The organism is Arthrobacter sp. KBS0702 (assembly GCF_005937985.2).
Taxonomy (GTDB): Bacteria; Actinomycetota; Actinomycetes; order Actinomycetales; family Micrococcaceae; genus Arthrobacter.
In genome coordinates, this window is the sequence record NZ_CP042172.1 from 626,733 (window position 1) to 644,163 (window position 17,431).

The 17,431-nt window shown below is 68.4% G+C and carries 13 protein-coding genes and 1 tRNA gene; 6 read left to right on the forward strand and 8 right to left on the reverse strand.

Annotated elements, in window-relative coordinates:
* The first annotated feature begins 2 nt into the window (after positions 1-2).
* Positions 3-1,877: a glycoside hydrolase family 13 protein gene (locus tag FFF93_RS02945; protein ID WP_138770234.1), complete on the forward strand. Its 1,875-nt coding sequence runs from the start codon at positions 3-5 to the stop codon at positions 1,875-1,877.
* 48 nt (positions 1,878-1,925) lie between these two features.
* A complete protein-coding gene (locus tag FFF93_RS02950) occupies positions 1,926-3,296 on the forward strand; it encodes an FAD-binding oxidoreductase (RefSeq protein WP_138770233.1) in 1,371 nt (456 codons plus the stop codon).
* A gap of 66 nt (positions 3,297-3,362) precedes the next feature.
* Here the strand turns inward: FFF93_RS02950 and FFF93_RS02955 are convergent, their stop codons facing one another.
* Positions 3,363-4,775 carry a DUF4032 domain-containing protein gene (locus FFF93_RS02955; RefSeq protein ID WP_138770232.1) on the reverse strand — a complete coding sequence of 471 codons (1,413 nt, stop codon included), beginning with the start codon at positions 4,773-4,775 and terminating at the stop codon, positions 3,363-3,365.
* A gap of 106 nt (positions 4,776-4,881) precedes the next feature.
* A complete protein-coding gene (locus FFF93_RS02960; RefSeq protein ID WP_138770231.1) occupies positions 4,882-5,964 on the reverse strand; it encodes an ABC transporter ATP-binding protein in 1,083 nt (360 codons plus the stop codon).
* A 258-nt stretch (positions 5,965-6,222) separates the two neighbouring features.
* Between FFF93_RS02960 and FFF93_RS02965 the strand changes: the two genes are divergently transcribed.
* Positions 6,223-6,624 (forward strand): VOC family protein, encoded by a 402-nt coding sequence (locus FFF93_RS02965; RefSeq protein WP_138770230.1) that lies wholly within the window; start codon positions 6,223-6,225, stop codon positions 6,622-6,624.
* A 45-nt stretch (positions 6,625-6,669) separates the two neighbouring features.
* Here FFF93_RS02965 and FFF93_RS02970 read toward each other — a convergent pair whose 3' ends face one another.
* From FFF93_RS02970 to FFF93_RS02980, 3 genes are all read right to left on the reverse strand, one after another.
* A complete protein-coding gene (locus FFF93_RS02970; RefSeq protein ID WP_138770229.1) occupies positions 6,670-7,071 on the reverse strand; it encodes a hypothetical protein in 402 nt (133 codons plus the stop codon).
* Positions 7,072-7,225: 154 nt separating this feature from the next.
* On the reverse strand, positions 7,226-8,038 hold the full coding sequence (gene otsB, locus FFF93_RS02975) for a trehalose-phosphatase (protein WP_138770228.1): 813 nt from the start codon (positions 8,036-8,038) through the stop codon (positions 7,226-7,228).
* Positions 8,028-9,437: a trehalose-6-phosphate synthase gene (locus FFF93_RS02980; RefSeq protein ID WP_138770582.1), complete on the reverse strand. Its 1,410-nt coding sequence runs from the start codon at positions 9,435-9,437 to the stop codon at positions 8,028-8,030. The genes otsB and FFF93_RS02980 overlap by 11 nt, the downstream gene beginning before the upstream one ends.
* Before the next feature lie 308 nt (positions 9,438-9,745).
* Between FFF93_RS02980 and FFF93_RS02985 the strand changes: the two genes are divergently transcribed.
* The 3 genes from FFF93_RS02985 to FFF93_RS02995 all read left to right on the forward strand — a co-directional run bounded on the left by FFF93_RS02985 (position 9,746) and on the right by FFF93_RS02995 (position 11,756).
* Positions 9,746-10,636 (forward strand): DsbA family protein, encoded by an 891-nt coding sequence (locus FFF93_RS02985; protein WP_138770227.1) that lies wholly within the window; start codon positions 9,746-9,748, stop codon positions 10,634-10,636.
* Between the two features lie 160 nt (positions 10,637-10,796).
* A tRNA-Thr gene (locus tag FFF93_RS02990) sits at positions 10,797-10,873 on the forward strand.
* 289 nt (positions 10,874-11,162) lie between these two features.
* Positions 11,163-11,756 (forward strand): hypothetical protein, encoded by a 594-nt coding sequence (locus tag FFF93_RS02995; protein ID WP_138770226.1) that lies wholly within the window; start codon positions 11,163-11,165, stop codon positions 11,754-11,756.
* Between the two features lie 147 nt (positions 11,757-11,903).
* Here FFF93_RS02995 and FFF93_RS03000 read toward each other — a convergent pair whose 3' ends face one another.
* The 3 genes from FFF93_RS03000 to FFF93_RS03010 all read right to left on the reverse strand — a co-directional run bounded on the left by FFF93_RS03000 (position 11,904) and on the right by FFF93_RS03010 (position 17,320).
* Positions 11,904-14,732, reverse strand: coding sequence for an FAD-binding and (Fe-S)-binding domain-containing protein (locus FFF93_RS03000; RefSeq protein ID WP_138770225.1), 2,829 nt, complete (start codon positions 14,730-14,732; stop codon positions 11,904-11,906).
* Between the two features lie 16 nt (positions 14,733-14,748).
* Positions 14,749-15,501 (reverse strand): FadR/GntR family transcriptional regulator, encoded by a 753-nt coding sequence (locus tag FFF93_RS03005; protein ID WP_138770224.1) that lies wholly within the window; start codon positions 15,499-15,501, stop codon positions 14,749-14,751.
* Between the two features lie 73 nt (positions 15,502-15,574).
* Positions 15,575-17,320, reverse strand: coding sequence for an L-lactate permease (locus FFF93_RS03010; RefSeq protein WP_138770223.1), 1,746 nt, complete (start codon positions 17,318-17,320; stop codon positions 15,575-15,577).
* Positions 17,321-17,431 lie beyond the last annotated feature (111 nt).

Genomic DNA, 17,431 nt, shown 5'->3' on the forward strand with positions numbered 1-17,431 from the left:
GCATGCCGGCGGCGCACACGCCGGGGCCGCTTCCGCACCACGACGGCTCGGGGCTGCACGCCCCGCAGAAGGCGGCACTCGGGGAGGCGGCCCGGCTCCGGCTCCGCATCCCTGAGGTGTGGGGCCACGCGAGCCGGGTCTGGCTCCGCTCCGTGCACGACGGCGAACCCCGGTACACGGCCGCCGCCAGCCTCGGCGTGGCGGATGGCTGGGCCTGGTGGGAAGCGGAGCTGGCCGTCACCAACCCGGTGGCCCGCTACCGCTTCCTGATTGAGGCCGGTCAGCGGTACTGGAGCCTCAATGCCCAGGGTCTCTTCAGCCGGGACGTCTCCGACTACGCCGACTTCCGGCTGACGACCTTCCCGGCCGCCCCGCGGTGGCTGCGCCAGGGCACGATGTACCAGGTCTTCCCGGACCGCTTCGCCCGCTCGTCCGCCGGAAAAAACCCGGCCGCGGCGCACCCGGCCCCGGACTGGGCCGTGCCCTGCGACTGGGACACCACCGAGGTGCAGGGCGCCTCCCCGGAGACGCCCGTGCAGTTCTACGGCGGGGACCTGCACGGCATCACCGAGCACCTGGACCACATCCAGGCGCTCGGGACGGACATCATCTACCTGACGCCGTTCTTCCCGGCGCGCTCCAACCACCGCTACGACGCCTCCACCTTTGCCACGGTGGACCCGCTGCTCGGCGGCGATGAGGCCCTGGTGGAGCTCGTGGAGGCGGCCCACGCCCGCGGCCTGAAGGTGATGGGCGACCTCACCGCCAACCACTCCGGCGACGCGCACGAATGGTTCCAGCGGGCCCTCGCCGACCCCGGCTCCGAGGAAGCGGGCTACTACTACTTCAACGCGGACCACACCAGCTACGAGGCCTGGTACGGCGTCCCCTCGCTGCCCAAGCTGAACTGGGCTTCGGCTGGCCTGCGGGACAAATTCGTCCTGGCCGACGATTCCCCGGTGGCCCGCTGGCTCCGTCCGCCGTTCAACCTCGACGGATGGCGGATCGACGTCGGCAACATGACCGGGCGGCTGGGGGCAACGGACCTCAACCAGGAGGTCGCCCGGCTGATCGCAGACCGGGTCCGGGAAATCAATCCGGACGCGGCGCTGCTGGCCGAGGCAACCAACGACGCCGCCCCCGACTTCAGCGGCGAGCACTGGCACGGGGCCATGACGTACTCCAACTTCACCCGGCCGCTGTGGGCCTGGCTTAGCGGCGATGCCGGGCACGTCAACTTCTTCGGCACGCCGCTGCCGGGGCCGAACCGGATGGAAGCGGAGGATTTCCTCGCCACGCACCAGGACCTGGCCGCCGCGTTCAGCTGGGACGTCCGGCAGCAGAACATGAACGCCCTGAACAGCCACGACACCGCCCGAGCGGCCACGGTGATGATCGACGGCGGCCAGCGGCTGGGCGCCGTATTGATGTTCACCCTCCCCGGCGTGCCGGTGCTGTTTGCGGGCGACGAGTTCGGACTCAAGGGCGATAACGGGGAGTTCTCCCGGACCCCCATGCCCTGGACCGACCCCGGCCGGATCCTGACCGACCTCCGCGGCACCTACGCCGCACTCACCGCGCTGCGCCGGGACCAGCAGGCGCTCACCGGCGGCGGAATCCGCTGGCTGCACGCGCAGGGGGATGCGCTGGCCTTTGTCCGGGAAACCCCGGACAGTGCGGTGCTGGTGGCGGTGGCCCGGGCCGCCGCAAACGTGCACCTCGCAGCGGGGCTGCTCTCCGACGGCCAGCTCGATGCGCTCTCCCGGCCGCCGGCCTTCGCCGTCGGAGACATTGCTGCGGCCGGGGCACGCCTCCGTGCCGGCGGCCCCGCGGCCGCCGCCTGGGTACTGCCCGGCGTCACGGTGCCGGCACCCTAGACTGAAGGCCACAACTGACGGCCGGATTCGACGGAGAACTGGAGACCCATGCGCAGCATTGTTGAGGAGCTGACGTCCGCCCTGGGCGCGGAGAAAATCGCGGTGGATGAGGCGTCCCTGGCCGGTTATGCCGTGGACCAGGCCCCCGTGCTGGACTACCAGCTCCCGCAGGCCGTGGTCCTCGCCGAATCCGTGGCCGACGTCCAGGCTGCCGTCCGGGCCTGCGCCGCCCGCCGGGTGCCGTTGGTGGCCCGCGGTGCCGGTACCGGGGTGTCCGGTGGCGCCCACGCCAGCGAGGGCTGCGTGGTGCTGAGCCTGGAACGGATGAACCGCATCCTGGAGCTCAACCCGGACGACGAGACCGCCGTCGTCGAACCCGGCGTCATCAACGCGGACCTCAACGCCGCCGCCGCGGTGCACGGCCTGATGTACGCCCCCGATCCCGCGAGCTACAAAATCTCCACCATCGGCGGCAACGTCGCCACCAACGCCGGCGGGCTGCGCTGCGCAAAGTACGGGGTGACCCGGGATTCGGTGCTGGCGCTCGACGTCGTGCTCGCGGACGGTTCGCTCATCCACACCGGGCACCAGACCTTCAAGGGCGTGGCAGGCTACGACCTCACCGGGCTGTTCGTGGGGTCGGAGGGGACCCTCGGGATCGTCGTCGGGGTCACGGTGCGGCTGAAGTACCTGCCGCGGGAGGTCCACACCATCGCGGCCTTCTACCCGGACTTCCGCAGCGCCGCGGCCGGGGTCCTTGCGGTGGGCCGCGCACGGGTCCAGCCGGCCATCATGGAACTGCTCGACGGCGGCACCCTCGCCCGGCTCGATGCGGTCCACGGCTCGGACCTGGCCTCCCGGGGCGCCTCGCTGCTGCTGATCCAGACCGACGGTTTCGGCGCCGAAGCGGAGGCGGCCGCGATCCGGCCGCTGCTGGCCGCTGGCGGGGCCGTGGTGACCATGGAGGCGAACGCGGAAGCGGAGCAGCTCGTGGAATTGCGCCGCAACAGCCGTGGCGTGGAGGTCGACGACGAATACCGGGTGGGCGAGGACGTCGCCGTGCCGCGCTCGCGGCTGGTGGACTACGTCGAAGAGCTCGAGGCCATGGCCGTGCGGCACGAGGTCAAGCTCAAGGTGGTGGCGCACGCCGGCGACGGCAACCTGCACCCCACCTTCTGGGTAGACCGGACCGGCGACGCGGTGGATGCCGCGGCCATGGAGCGGCTCGGCGCCGCCCTGGACGATTCCGTCACGGTGGCCCTGGCGATGGGCGGCACCATCACGGGGGAGCACGGCGTGGGCCAGTACAAGCTGCGCTGGCTGGGCCTGGAGCAGAAGGAACCGGTACGGGAATTGCAGCGCCGGATCAAGGAGCTCTTCGACCCGGCCGGCATCCTGAACCCCGGCAAGGCGATTTAGCCCGGCCGTGCTTCTTCGCGCCCGTCACCCAACTGACTCGCAATAGTTGGGCCGGGGAGGGGGTGTTCAGTCGTCGGCGTCGGGGTACTCTTCGGCCGACTCGTCGTCGCCGTAGCGGGACTCCTCGGTTTCCACTTCGAGGATCTTCAGCAGCTCGGTGTCCGGATTAAGCATGATCGCGGCTTCGTCCCGGCGGTGCCGGAGCTCGGAATCGATGTAGGACTGCACGGCCTCGGCCAGCGGGATGTGCCGGTTCTCCTTCTCGGACATGTACCAGCGGTGCTCCAGAATCTCGTGCACGGCTTCCGCCGGCTCCAGCTTCCCGGACAGGTCCCGTGGGATTGAGCGGACGATCGGCTCGAAGATCTGGCTTACCCAGAGGTGCGCGCTGTATTCCTCGTCCATGCCCGGGTTGTTGTCCGCCCGGAAGGAGTCCATGTCGTTGAGCAGCCGCCGGGCCTGGTTTTCCTGGGCGTCCAGGCCGGTCAGGCGCAGCAGGCGCCGCTGGTGGTGCCCGGCGTCGACCACTTTGGGCTGCAGCTGGATGGTGGAGCCGTTCTGGGTGGTCTTGATGGCGTACTCCTCGACGTCGAAGCCGAGTTCATTGAGCCGCCGGATGCGGGCGGCCACGCGCCAGCGTTCGCCGATCTCGAAGGACTCCTTCTCGGTCAGCTCGGTCCAGAGCCGCCGGTAGCTCTCCATGATCAGCTCGCTGGTGGCAACGGGATCGACCTTCTCCTCGATCAGGCCGCCGTCGAGCAGGTCCATCAGTTCGCCGGCGATGTTCACCCGGGCAATTTCCAGGTCGTACTCGCGCTGGCCAGTGGACAGGTCCGGGTACAGCTCGCCGGTTTCGGCGTCCACGAGGTAGGCGGCGAAGGCGCCGGCGTCGCGGCGGAACAAGGTGTTGGAGAGGGACACATCGCCCCAGTAGAAGCCGATGAGGTGGAGCCGGACCAGCAACAGGGCCTGCGCGTCGATCAGGCGCGTCAGGGTGTCCTTGCGCAGCATCTGGGAAAACAGTGCGCGGTAGGGCATGGAGAACTTCAGGTGCCGGGTGACCAGCACGGGGTTCAGCGGCCGGCCCTCGGGGGTGGTGCGGCCGGTGATGACCGCCACCGGCTCCACGCAGGGGACGTCCAGACGGGCGAGCTTGCGGAGCATGTGGTACTCGTGCCGGGCGATGTGCTCCGAGGTCTCCTTGATGGCGATCACGGATCCGCCGAGGTGGGCGAACCGCACGATGTGCCGGGAGATGCCGCGGGGGAGCGCGGCGAGGTACTCCGCCGGCCAGTCCTCCAGCGCGATGTGCCAGGGCAGGTCCAGCAGCTCGGGCTCCGTGGCGGCGGCCGTGATGCTCAGCGAACTGGAGACGGCCTTGTCGTCGTTGGCGCTAGCAGCCTCGTACCGAGGCAGCTTGCCGATCTGCCCGTAGTCAGTGGGTTCGTCGTGCCACTGGGCACCGTTGTCCTCGCTCATGAGCCAATTCTCCCGTACGCGGGGGTACCGCGCCTAAAATCTGCCGCTTAACGGCCGACGGCGGCCCTCCCGGAGGAGGACCGCCGTCGGTCTCTAAGCCGGACCGTCAGTCGCCGAGGCGCAGGCCCGTCTTGGTGTCGAACAGGTGCACGTGGCCCGACTGGGGGCGGACCCAGACGGTCTCGCCCTTCATCGGGGGACGGCGGCCGTCGACGCGGGCCACGATGTCGTGGTCCTTGCCGTCGAGGGTGGTGTGGCCGTAGACGTAGGCGTCGGCGCCGAGTTCCTCGACGACGTCGACCTCCACCTGGAGGCCTTCGCCCTCAGGGGCGGTCTCAAGGTCCTCCGGACGGCTGCCCAGCGTGACGGTCTTGCCACTGGCCTCTTCGAGGACATCGTGCGGGACCGGGTAGATAGTGCCGCCGAACTGCACGCCGCCGTCGACGACGGGAAGCTCCAGCAGGTTCATCGCGGGGGAGCCGATAAAGCCGGCCACGAAGACGTTCTTCGGCTTGTCGTAGAGGTTGCGCGGGGTGTCCACCTGCATCAGCACGCCGTCTTTGAGCACGGCGACCCGGTCGCCCATGGTCATGGCTTCGACCTGGTCGTGGGTCACGTAGACGGTGGTGACGCCGAGGCGGCGGGTCAGCGACGCGATCTGCGTGCGGGTCTGCACGCGGAGCTTGGCATCAAGGTTGGACAGCGGCTCGTCCATCAGGAAGACCTGCGGGTTACGCACGATCGCGCGGCCCATGGCGACACGCTGGCGCTGGCCGCCGGAGAGGGCCTTCGGCTTGCGGTCGAGGTACGGCTCGAGGTCCAGCAGCTTGGCGGCCTCACGGACACGCTCGGCGCGCTCTTCCTTGCTGACGCCGGCGATCTTCAGCGCGAAGCCCATGTTGTCCGCCACCGTCATGTGCGGGTAGAGGGCGTAGTTCTGGAAGACCATGGCGATGTCACGGTCCTTCGGCGGGACGTCGGTGACATCGCGGTCGCCAATCAGGATCCGGCCGGAGTTGACGTCTTCCAGGCCCGCGAGCATACGCAGGGAGGTGGACTTTCCGCAGCCGGAGGGTCCAACGAGGACCAGGAACTCGCCGTCGGCGATTTCAATGTTGAGCTTGTCAACAGCGGGCTTCTCTGTGCCCGGGTACAGACGCGTAGCGTTATCAAAAGTAACTGTAGCCACAGTTATCAATCCCTTCACCGGCAGGTACGTGCCGGACGATCCGTAGTGAATGGTTCTTTTTATTCAGTTGTGGCATCCGGAGGTGGATGCGCATGCTCCCCGGCCGAAGCCGAGGAGCATCCAATGACGCCGCACGGTAGTTGTGCGCCACATCACATACAGAGTATGTCAGATTTTTGGTTTTGGGGCTAAAAGGTTACGGATCTCACAGGTGGGCTCGGTCACGGAGCGTCCGAGCCGGCTGTGTATACTCTGCGCATGACGGCCCTCCAGATCTATGTCAGTTTCCCCGGCACGGCGCGGGAAGCCCTTGGCTTCTATGCGGACGTTTTCGGCGGCGAGCTGGCCATGTTCACGTATGAGCAGTTCAACCGCACCGACGGACCGCCGGATGCCATCGCCCACGGCCAGCTGACCGGCGCGGTCGCCCTTGCAGGCTCGGATGCGGCGGCGGGCGAGAAAAGTGTCCGTTTCGAAGGCCTGATGCTCTCGCTGCTCGGGACCGCCGAGCCCGCAGTGCTGCACGAGTGGTTCGACAAGCTCGCCGTTGAGGGCAGCGTGATCGACCCCCTCGCCCCGAAGCCCTGGGGCGCGTCGGATGGCCAGGTCGTGGACCGTCACGGACTGCATTGGCTCATTGGCTACGAACATGAGTCCTGACCCAACTGGGTCGCGTTCGTTGCCGTTTTGAGGGCTGAAGTCGGCCTACTGCGAGTCAGTTGGTGTTGGTTTCGTGTCACTGCTGGTGCGTGGTTTGCGCGTCGGGTCCACGGTTCCGTCCGCCCCATAGTTGCCCTCGGAGTAGCGTCCGATCTCAGATTCCGCGGTGCGTCCGGGCGCCGATCCTGCCTGGCCGTAATTGGCCTTGACGTACCGCCCTGATTCCTGGGCCTTGTCGCCGAGCGGCTCGGGGATGCCGCCTTCGCTCCCGGCTTCACCGTAGTCGCCTTCGATGTACCGGCCTTCTTCGTCATCTGCATGGCGGCCACGTTCGGAGCCGGCCTTGCCGAAGTTGCCCTCGACGTATCGCCCCCGCAGGTCCTCTTCCTCGGGGCCAACCTCCGAGCCGGCTGCATCTGGGGTGTTCTTGCCGCTGTTGTCACTCATGATCGTTCCCTTCCCGAAACGAAATCTGCGTCATGTGCGGCGCACTTCCAGTTTAGCGACGCCGACCCCGAACTTCAGGGCTTTTCGCCTGGTCGGTCGGATGGGGGCACGCCACCCGTCCCCGGAACCGACAAGGGCGGCCGCGATCTGGCGCTTAGCCGCCGACGGCCTTCCGCCGTTCGCGCAGCAGCGCCTCCAGAAAATCGGAGACGTGCGTGGGAGCCTCCACCCGGAACTCTGCCTGGGTGAAGTCCAGGCCCACCTTGACGCCCAGGTCCCCTCGGATGAGGCTGCCCAGGGCGTCCTCGTCCGTGGTGTCATCGCCGGCGAACACGACGGCGGTGGCCCCGGTGGCCTGGCGGAGGAAGGAGATCCCTTCGCCTTTGGAGGCGTGGACAACGGAGGTCTCCAGCACGCGGTTTCCAGTCTTGAGGAAGACCCCCGGCCGGTCCTGCAGGGCGGCCTTGGCCGCCGCAACGGCGTCCTCGGCGACGTCGTTGGCGGCCAGCCGGGTGTGCAGCACGACGCCGGCTGGCTTGTCCTCGAGCAGGGTTCCGGGCGCCTGCTCCACGATCTCCGCCAGGATCCGGCGCACGTCGGCGAGCAGCTCCCGCTGGGCGTCTTCCAGCACGAGCTCGGTTGAACCGGGGCCCATCCAGACCTCGGCGCCGTGGCTGCCGATCAGCAGCGTCTGCTCCGGGGGCGAGGCGACGGCCCGCAGGCTGTCCAGAGCGCGGCCGGAGATGAGCGCCGTCGTCGTCCGCGGAAGCTCAGCCAGGGCGGCGAAGGCCGCGGCGGAACGGGGAAGTGCCCGAGAGTCCTCCGCATGGTCCACCAGCGGGGCCATGGTGCCGTCGAAATCCATCGCGACCAGCAGTTCCTCGGTGCCGGCCACGCGGTGCACGGCCTCCAGCAGTTCGGGGGAGAGCGAGAGCGAGGTCTTGGCGGGGTCGGCGTCAGGAGTCATCGCGGACCACCTTTTCCTGCAGCGCGCGAAGGAAGTCAGCGGACCAGAGGTCGACGTCGTTGGTCAGGATCTGCTTCCGCATGGCGCGCATCCGTCGTGCGGCCTCGGCGGGCTGCATGTTGACCGCGCGCATGATGGTGTCCTTGAGCCCGTCGATGTCGTGCGGGTTCATCAGGAGGGCCTGCTTGAGCTGGTCCGCGGCGCCGGCGAATTCGCTGAGCACCAGGGCGCCGTCGTTGTTTGTCCGGGCCGTGACATATTCCTTGGCGACCAGGTTCATGCCGTCGCGCAGGGCGGTGACGAGCATGACGTCGGCGGCCAGGTACAGCGCGACCATTTCCTCGATCGGGTAGCTGTGGTGCAGATACCGGACGGCGGTGTTCTGCATCGTGTCGTAGGTGCCGTTGATGTGGCCGACGGTGCCCTCGACTTCCTCGCGCAGCAGGCGGTACTGTTCGACGCGCTCGCGGCTGGGGCTGGCCACCTGGATCAGGGACGCGTCCTCCACCGTGACTTTGCCGTCCTCCAGGAGTTCCTCGTAGGCCTTGAGCCGGTGCCGGATGCCCTTGGTGTAGTCCAACCGGTCGACGCCGAGCAGGATCGTCTTGGGGTTGCCGAGGTCGCGCCGGATCTGCCGGGCACGCTCGATGATCTCCGGCTTGTGGGCCAGTTCGGTGATCTGTTTGACATCGATGGAGATCGGGAAAGCCTGGGCGCGGGCAATGTGGGTGGTTTCGCCGTCGGCGCCCTTGACGTGGACCTGCTGCTGCTTGACGCTGGCGCCGAGGAAGCGGCGGGCGGAGCGCATGAAGTTTCCGGCGTCGCTGCTGCGCTGGAAGCCCACCAGGTCCGCGCCGAGCAGTCCGTCGATGATCGCGCGGCGCCACGGCAGCTGCGCGAAGATCTCCGGCGGCGGGAAGGGGATGTGGTTGAAGAAGCCGATCTTGAGGTCCGGGCGCGCCTCGCGGAGCATCTTGGGCACCAACTGAAGCTGGTAGTCCTGGACCCAGACCGTGGCGCCCTGCGCCGCGTGGCGGACGACGGCGTCCGCGAACCGCTTGTTGACCTTACGGTACGAGTCCCACCAGGCGCGGTGGAACTCCGGCGGCGCAATCACGTCGTGGTAGAGCGGCCAGAGCGTGGCGTTGGAGAAGCCTTCGTAGAACAGCTCGATGTCCCGGGTGCTGAGCTGGACGGGGATGAGGTCGATGCCGCGGTGGCTGAAGGGCTCGAGGTGCTCGTCCGGGGCGCCGTGCCAGCCCACCCAGGCGCCGTCGGTCTTGGTCATCATGGGGGCCAGCGCCGTCACGAGGCCGCCGGGGGAGCGGCGCCAGCCGTCCTCGCAGCCGGGCTCATCCGGGGAGCAGCGGTCCACGGGCAGGCGGTTGGACACGACCATGAAATCGAACGTGTCGGCTGCTTCCGAAACACCGGGGTGCTTGTCCGCCGCCGACGGGGCGTCCTGCTCCCCGTCGGCTGTCTGTGCAGTGTGGTGCTCGGCGCGTTCGGCGCTCTGGCTTGCTTGCATTGGTGCCCCCTGGGGTTGCTTGTGGCTCTGATCCACCCTAGCCGGGCGGAATCTTCTGTGCTATTCGCCCGTTAGGCACACGGAGGGAAACTTGAAGGCGCAAGCTCCCGGGTTTCTCCCCTAAAATGATGGAGTTGCCACCCAGTGGACCATCCCAGGCCGATCGACACGAGGAACTAATGAGCCCCGCAAACGAACCCCGTCAGTCCAAAGCGGAGCGCACCGCCGCGGCGCGCGAGAAAGCCCGTGAGATCCGCGAGGCGCAGCTGAAGAAGGAAAAGCGGAACAAGCTGCTGATCGGCTGGGGCATCGTGGCCGCCGTCGTTGCCATCATCGTGATTGTCGCCCTGGTGGTCACCTCGAACATCCAAAAGAACGCACCGATCGCCGATTCCGGTCCGACGCCGGCAAACGGCAACGTCAACGGCGGCGTGACCCTGCTGGCCAACACCGAGGTGGCGAAGTCGGCCCCGGCCACCGTCAAGCTCGCGGACGTGCCGTCTGCCCCCGCCACGCCGCCGGCAGAGATCAAGGCGCCCGGAGCCGACGCCGAGGCCGGCAAGCCGGTCAAGGTGGTCCTCTACATCGACTTCATCTGCCCGGTGTGCAAGGACTTCGAATCCCGGTACAACCAGACCCTCACCAAGCTCCGCAACGACGGCAAGATCACCGTCGAGTACCGGCCGCTGGGCTTCCTGGACAGCCGCTCCAGCACGAACTACTCCTCGCGGGCAGCCAACGCCGCGGCCTGCGTGGTCAATGAGTCCCCGGAGAAGTACTCGGACTTCGTCGACGCGCTGTTCGCCAAGCAGCCGGCCGAGGGCAGCGCGGGCCTCTCCGACTCGGACTTGAAGAAGCTGGCCACCGACACCGGGGCCAAGAGCATCGACAAGTGCGTTGATGACAAGACCTACCGCCCGTACGTGAAATATACGACCCAGCAGGCTGCGGCCATCGGGGTCACCGGAACGCCTACCGTCTTTGTCGAGGGCAAGCAGTGGGGCAAGGGCGACAGCGCCCAGACTCCGTTCGACCAGTACCTCCAGGCAGCGGTGGACGCCAAGAAGTAGCCGCCGCGCATCGGATGCAGCCCGGCCCCGGATTCGTCCGGGCCGGGCTGTCTCTCTTTCGGCAGGGTGCCGCATTTTTTACCGGCAGGCCTCCGTGGGCTACCCTTATCTAGCGCTTAGCGTCAGGCCCCTTGAGCGGCCCGGCGACGACGGCGAAACTGCCTCCTTAGCTCAGTTGGCCAGAGCACCGCTCTTGTAAAGCGGGGGTCGTCGGTTCGAATCCGACAGGGGGCTCCACGAACCCCTCCGTTCCGGCGATTCTGCCCGGGACGGAGGGGTTTTTCCGTGCCCGGGGCCTGGCGGGTCCGCCGGTTCGACGGTTCCGTGCCCACACGACGCTTCCAGGCATCGAGTGGGCGCGGAACCGTCGAAACGGCGCCGTGGGTCGGTCAGGAACGTTGCCCGGGCCAGTCCCTCGGTCGCCGGGCCCGCCGAAAGACCCTAGCCCGCTCCACACGCGGCACGGACAATGCGGGAATCGGCCTTGTCGGGGCGAACCGGACCACATGAAAGCAGAGGCCAGTCCATGTATTTCAGAAACCCGCGTCTTAGGACCCGCATCGCAGCGCTCGTGGCGGGCCTGCTGACGGCCTTGGGAAGCGCATTCGTGGTGGCATCGCCGGCATCGGCCGCCACCACCGTCTCCAGGGAGAACTACAAATCCGTGTCCACAGGGGGCTTCACAAACACCACATCGTCCGACGGGTGCAGGTCCACCTCCACGGCCGCCAGCGCCGGAACGTCATCCCAGGGCGACGGCGGCAGCACCATGTACTACTCTTCCAGCACCTACGACAGGTGCACGGCGCAGAGCTACTCCGTCCACGGCAGTGGTCCGACCCAGGTCTTCACCTTCAATCACACTTCGGTGCACGCCATCGCCACAGTCCCGCTCTCTGACGGAACCCGGATCTACCTGGACCTCACGTGGCACGGCACTGGAACTGCGGAGCGCGATGCCACCGCCACGCGGGACGTGCAGCCCGGACAGTTCGTGGCGCATACCGCCGCCCATGTCACGCTCCAGGACGCCGTCGTGACAGGCACGCTCTCACTCGATGACGCCTACATAGCGGCTACAAAGGTCTCATCGCTGGCAGTGACGATCGGCAAGCCATAAGAGTGCAGCAGGCGGGTGAGAGCTCGGGGGTCTGTCTGGTCCGCCGTTTCGACGGTTCCGTGCCCACACGACGCTTCCCGGCATCGAGTGGGCACGGAACCGTCGAAACGGCGCGGTGGGTCGGTCAGGAACGTTGCCCGGCACTCCTCACCCCGCCGGCCGGGTGGCCTCCTCGAGGATTTCCAGCAGGTGCCGGTAGGAGTGGCCGGTGGCCTTGGACATGCCCAGTTCGCAGGTGCGGTTCGTTGAGGCGTAGGCGTCGAATTCGCGCTCGTTGATTTCCCGGGCCTGCTTGTCCGTGGCGGAGTCGGTCAGTTCCGGGTGGAGCAGGCCGCGGTCACCGGCGAATGCGCAGCAGCCCCAGTTCAGCGGCACGAACACGTCTCCGGTCACGGCCAGGGCGATGTCCATCAGCGCGTCGTTGGTCCCCAGCTGCGTGGAGGAGCAGGTGGGGTGCAGGGCCATGGAACCCACCGGGGCGGTGACGGTCAGCTGCCCGAGCACGTGCTGGTGCACGAACTCCACTGAGTCCACGAACCGCAGCCCGGCGTAGCGTTCCCCGCCCTCGGCGGCGAGCCGCTTCATCGTCTCCAGGCCCTCGGTGCAGGAGGCGGCGTCGCACACCACCGGCAGCCGGCCCTGGCCGCTTGCCTGGTAGAGCCCGTCCAGAACCTTCGCGGACATCGCCGCGTAGCCCTGCGAGAAGCCCTTGGATTTCCACGGGGTGCCGCAGCACAGGCCGCCGATCTCCTCCGGGACGGTCAGCCCCACGCCGGCGCGCTCGCAGAGTTCCAGGAAGGCCTGGGCCGAGCCTTTGGCGTCACCCGGCGCGTCCGCGGGGCCGAACATGGTGCCGATGCAGGCCGGGAAGAACACGGCGACGCTGTCCGGGTCCCGGCGCGGCCGGCGCTTGGAGCCGCCGCCCGGCAACACGGAGTCGTAGGCGGGAACGGTCTCCGCGCCCAGCACGGCCCGGCCGATGGCGGTCGCCGCCTTGGCCAGCGGCGCGGGCATCGCCTTCGCCACCGTCATGGCCAGGCCGCCGCCGGCGGTGACGGCGCCCCAACGATCCGCGGCGGCGCTCCAGCCGGCCTCCGCGACGGCGTTCGCGTTTTCCGTCCGCAGCCGCCGCACCAGGTCCCCGGTGTTGATCAGCACCGGGCAGGCGGTGACGCACATGCCGTCGGCCGCGCAGGTCTGCACGCCGTCGTACTCGTAGTCCTTGCGCAGCCGGGCGGCCAGGGCGTCGTCGCCGCGCTGTTCCGCGGCGGCCATCTCGCGCCGCAGCACGATGCGCTGGCGGGGCGTGAGGGTGATGTCTTTGCTCGGGCAGACCGGTTCGCAGTAGCCGCACTCGACGCAGCGGTCCACCTCTTCCTCCACCGTCGGCGCCACCTTGAGGTTCTGCACGTAGGACAGCGGATCCTCCGCGAGCAGCACCCCCGGGTTGAGGAGGTTGGCGGGGTCGATCAGCCGTTTGATCTCCTGCATGACTTCGTAGAGCTCGTCACCGTACTGGCGGCGGACGAACGGGGCCATGATGCGCCCGGTGCCGTGCTCGGCCTTGAGCGAGCCGCCCGCGCCGAGGACCAGATCCACCATGTCGTCCGTAAACGCCTGGTAGCGGAGGAGCTGCGCGGGGTCGTCGAAGCGCTCGTTGAGCATGAAGTGGACGTTGCCGTCCTTCGCGTGCCCGAAGATGACCGATTCCTCGTAGCGGTGTTCGGCAAAGAGCCGGGTCAGTTCGCCACAGGTGTCCGCCAGGGCTGGCACCGGAACCACAATGTCTTCCAGCAGCGCGTTGGTGCCGGAGGGGCGGGCGCCGGCCACCGTGGTGTAGAGGCCCTTGCGCACGTGCCAGAGTGCCGCGCGGTCCTTCGGGTCCGTGGTCAGCGCGAACGGCGAGGCCAGCTCCAGGGACGCGAAGAGCGGCTGCGAGTTTTGCCGCTTGTCGGTCAGCTCCGCGGCGTCGGCGCCCTGGTGTTCCACCAGCAGTGCGGTGTGTCCCTGGACCGGGAGCGAACGGATGGCCGCGGGCGCGTCGGCAGCGAGCTGCGCGACCTTCAACGCGGCGGCGTCCATCAGTTCAATGGTCGCCAGGCCGGAGGCCACCAGCTCGGGCAGGGCGGCCGTGGCCGCGGCGAGCGTGTTGAAGACCAACAGCCCGGTGGCGACGGCGGGCTTGACCTCCACGGTGCGGAAGACTGCCTCCGCCACGAAGCCGAGGGTGCCTTCGCTGCCGATCATGAGGTGCATCAGGATGTCGACGGCACGTTCGTAGTCCAGGAACGAGTTCACCCCGTAGCCCATCGTGTTCTTCATCGAGAACAGCGAGGTGATGGTGCGCACCGACTCCGCGTTCCCGGCTACCCGCCGCCGCAGCCGCAGCAGGCCCTCGTGGAGGTCCGGCTCCAGCTGCCGCAGGCGAGCGTCCGCATCGGCGTCGGCGGTGTCGATGACCGTGCCCGAGGGCAGTACCAGGACCATGGATTCCAGGGTGCGGTAGGTGTTGAACTCCGTGCCGCAGGCCATCCCGGAGGAATTGTTCGCGATCACGCCGCCCACGGTGCAGGCGATCTCGCTCGCCGGGTCGGGGCCGAGTTTGCGGCCGAACGCTGCCAGCCGGGCGTTGACGCTGCGGATGGTGGCGCCGGGTTGGACGCGGACGCGGGCGCCGCCGTCGAGGACCTCGATGCCGCGGAAGTGCTGGCGGGTGTTGATGAGCAGGCTGTCGCTGAGCGCCTGGCCGGAGAGGCTCGTGCCGCCGGAACGGAAGGTGGCGGGCAGCTTGAGCTCGCGGCTGCGGCGCAGCAGCTGCCCGACGTCGTCGGCGTTGCGCGGGGTGGCGACGGCCTGGGGGATCAGCAGGTAGTGGGACGCGTCGTGCGCCATGGCCCGGCGGTCCAGGTCCCTTGTACTGACTGTATCGAGGTCAAGCTGGTCGATCAGGGGTGCGGCGGCGGCCGTGGAGGTCATGCGGTGCTCCAGAGGGTTACGGGGTGGGAGGGGATTGCGGCGGGGTGGCTTCCTGCGCCCGAACGTAGAACCATTCGATGTGTTCGCGCAGCAGGCGGGCCGCAAGCTCGCCGTCGTGCGCCTGGACGGCATCAAAGATGCCGTGGTGCTGGCTCCGCAGTTCGCACAGGACATCCGGCCAGGACTCCATCGCGTCCATGGCGCCCTTGACGTAGCCGACGATCGCCCCGCTTAGGGACTCCATCATGGTGGCGACGACGGCGTTCCCGGCGAGCGAGCTCAGCGCGACATGGAACCGCGCATCGAGTTCGTGGAAGGTGGCCCGGTCAATTCCGGGGTTGTCCATCGCGTCCAGCAGCGCGGCGGCCTGCTTCAGCTCTTCCTCCGTGCCGCCGCGGGCAGCCCCGGCCTGGGCGGACCAGGTCTCGAGCAGGATGCGGGTCTGCACGATGTCCTCGACGGGCAACCGGCTGCTGGCCACATGCAGGCGCAGGGCGGAGGAGAGGCCGGCGGAGGGATCCGAGATGACGATGGCCCCGGAAGTGGGCCCGGAGCCGACGGAACTGCGCAACACGCCCATTGCGTCCAGGATCCGGATGGCTTCGCGGACCGAGGCGCGGGAGATCCCGTAGCTTTCCGCCAGGGTCCGTTCGCCCGGGAGACGGTCGCCGAGCTTGATCTTGCCGGAGCGCAGATCGGCCTCAATGTCCTGCAGGAGCGCGTCATAGGTTCGACGGCGGGGGCCTGCTCCTGCTTCGGCGGTTGTCACGGGCGTTTCCTTCCGGGCGGGAGTGCGGGCCGCGGTGTGCGGCCCGCACTCTTGATGGCGTGAAGGCTGGCGGCTAAGGCAGCATCCAGCCCAGGACGGGGGTGGACTGCAGGAAGGCGAGGGTGCACAGGACCAGCAGGAGAGCCACGCTCCACCCGACCACCTTACGCAGGATCACCGACTCCTGGCCGTCAAGGTTGACGGCGGTCGCCGCGATGGCGAGGTTCTGCGGACTGATCAGCTTGCCCACGACGCCGCCGGAGGTGTTGGCGGCCACCAGCAGGTTCGGATCGATGCCGGCCTTCAGGCCCGCCGTCTGCTGCAGCTTGGCGAACAGCGCATTGGCGGAGGTGTCCGAGCCGGTCACGGCAGTGCCCAGCCAGCCGAGCACGGGCGAAAGGAAGGCGAAGAAGCTGCCGGTGCCGGCCAGCCAGGTGCCGATCGAGACCGTCTGCCCCGAGTTGTTCATGACGTAGGCCAGGGCGAGCACCGTGATGATGGTGAGTCCTGCCCAGCGCATCTTGAAGATGGTCCGTCCGATCTCCTGGACCGCGTCGCCGAAGGAGAGGCGGAAGCGGCCGCCGTCGTCGTACTTGGAGTACACCAACGCGACCAGCAACCCGGTGATTAGCAGCAGCGTGCCCGGGCTGGACAGCCACTGGAAGGTGTACACGGTGGAGGAGACGGGCTTGCCGTCGGCGCTGACGAGGGCGTCGTGCAGGATCGGCCAGGGGATCTTGATGTCCGTGGCGGCGAGGAACGCGGGCAGGTCGACCCCGAGCTTCCACAGCTTGGCGATGCCGAACACGACGATCACGAGGAAGTACGGAAAGAGGGCCAGCCACGTGCGCGTCGGCGTGAGGCCGCCGTCGGTGGCCTTTTCGGCGGTCACGACGCCGGCCTTGCCGGCATCCTGCGAGCCCCGGCTCTGTGCGGCGGTGCCGCCGGCAACAGCGTCAGTGGCCACGCCGAGGCGCTCGCGGGCGGCGGCGCTGCCCTTCGGCTTCCACATCCGGAAGAACACGACGGCGGCGCCGAGGCCGACCAGCGAGGCCAGAATGTCGGTGAGTTCGTAGGAGAAGAAGTTGGAGCACAGGAACTGGGCGACGGCGAAGGAGCCGCCGACCACCAGCGCTGCGGGCCAGCAGTCCTTCAGGCCGCGGCGGCCGTCGATGATGTAGAGCAGGATCAGCGGCACGAAGGTGGCAAGCAGGGGAGCCTGGCGGCCCACGATGGAGGCGATGTCCGTCGCGTGCAGTCCGGTCAGGCCGGCGGCCGTGGTGATCGGGATGGCCATGGCGCCGAACGCGACCGGTGCGGTGTTGGCCACCAGCACGGCGGCGGCCGCGCGCAGCGGCGGGAGTCCCAAGGCCAGCAGCATGGTGGCGGTAATGGCCACCGGGGCGCCGAAGCCGGCCAGGGCCTCCAGCAGCCCGCCGAAGCAGAAGGCCACCAGAACGGCCTGCAGGCGTACGTCGCCGCCGCCGATCACGTCGAAGACCCGGCGCAGGTCCTCGAACCTGCCGCTGAGGACGGTCACCTGGTAGAGCCAGACGGCCATCACGACGATCCAGAGCACGGGGAAGGCGCCGAAGACCCCGCCCTGGGTTGCGGACAGGACCGCCAGCCCAGCCGGCATGTGGAAGGCGGCGATGCCGACCACGAGGGCGACCAGCAGGGCGAAGGCCCCGGCCACGTGGGCCTTGGTCTTCACGACGGCCAGCAGGATGAAGAAGGTGAGCAGCGGCAGCAGGCCGACGATGGCCGACCAGGCCACGCTGTTCAGCACCGGGTCGGTGGTGGGGGTGAAGTGGTCCACGGAAGTTCCTCTGCGTTGAGAGACGACGAGTTCTTTGGTCAGACCACTGTGGTCGGACCATGCGAGTGTAGCGCAGATCTCATGCAGTGTGTGAGGGGGTTCACTTTTCGT

Bases quoted from the DNA above. Each gene is read 5' to 3' on its own strand.
- FFF93_RS02970 (WP_138770229.1), bottom strand. From the start codon at position 7,071: ATGAGTGACAACAGCGGCAAGAACACCCCAGATGCAGCCGGCTCGGAG.
- FFF93_RS02965 (WP_138770230.1), top strand. From the start codon at position 6,223: ATGACGGCCCTCCAGATCTATGTCAGTTTCCCCGGCACGGCGCGGGAA.
- FFF93_RS03000 (WP_138770225.1), bottom strand. From the start codon at position 14,732: ATGACCTCCACGGCCGCCGCCGCACCCCTGATCGACCAGCTTGACCTC.
- FFF93_RS02995 (WP_138770226.1), top strand. From the start codon at position 11,163: ATGTATTTCAGAAACCCGCGTCTTAGGACCCGCATCGCAGCGCTCGTG.
- FFF93_RS02985 (WP_138770227.1), top strand. From the start codon at position 9,746: ATGAGCCCCGCAAACGAACCCCGTCAGTCCAAAGCGGAGCGCACCGCC.
- FFF93_RS02945 (WP_138770234.1), top strand. From the start codon at position 3: ATGCCGGCGGCGCACACGCCGGGGCCGCTTCCGCACCACGACGGCTCG.
- FFF93_RS02980 (WP_138770582.1), bottom strand. From the start codon at position 9,437: ATGGTCGTGTCCAACCGCCTGCCCGTGGACCGCTGCTCCCCGGATGAG.
- otsB (WP_138770228.1), bottom strand. From the start codon at position 8,038: ATGACTCCTGACGCCGACCCCGCCAAGACCTCGCTCTCGCTCTCCCCC.
- FFF93_RS02950 (WP_138770233.1), top strand. From the start codon at position 1,926: ATGCGCAGCATTGTTGAGGAGCTGACGTCCGCCCTGGGCGCGGAGAAA.
- FFF93_RS02955 (WP_138770232.1), bottom strand. From the start codon at position 4,775: ATGAGCGAGGACAACGGTGCCCAGTGGCACGACGAACCCACTGACTAC.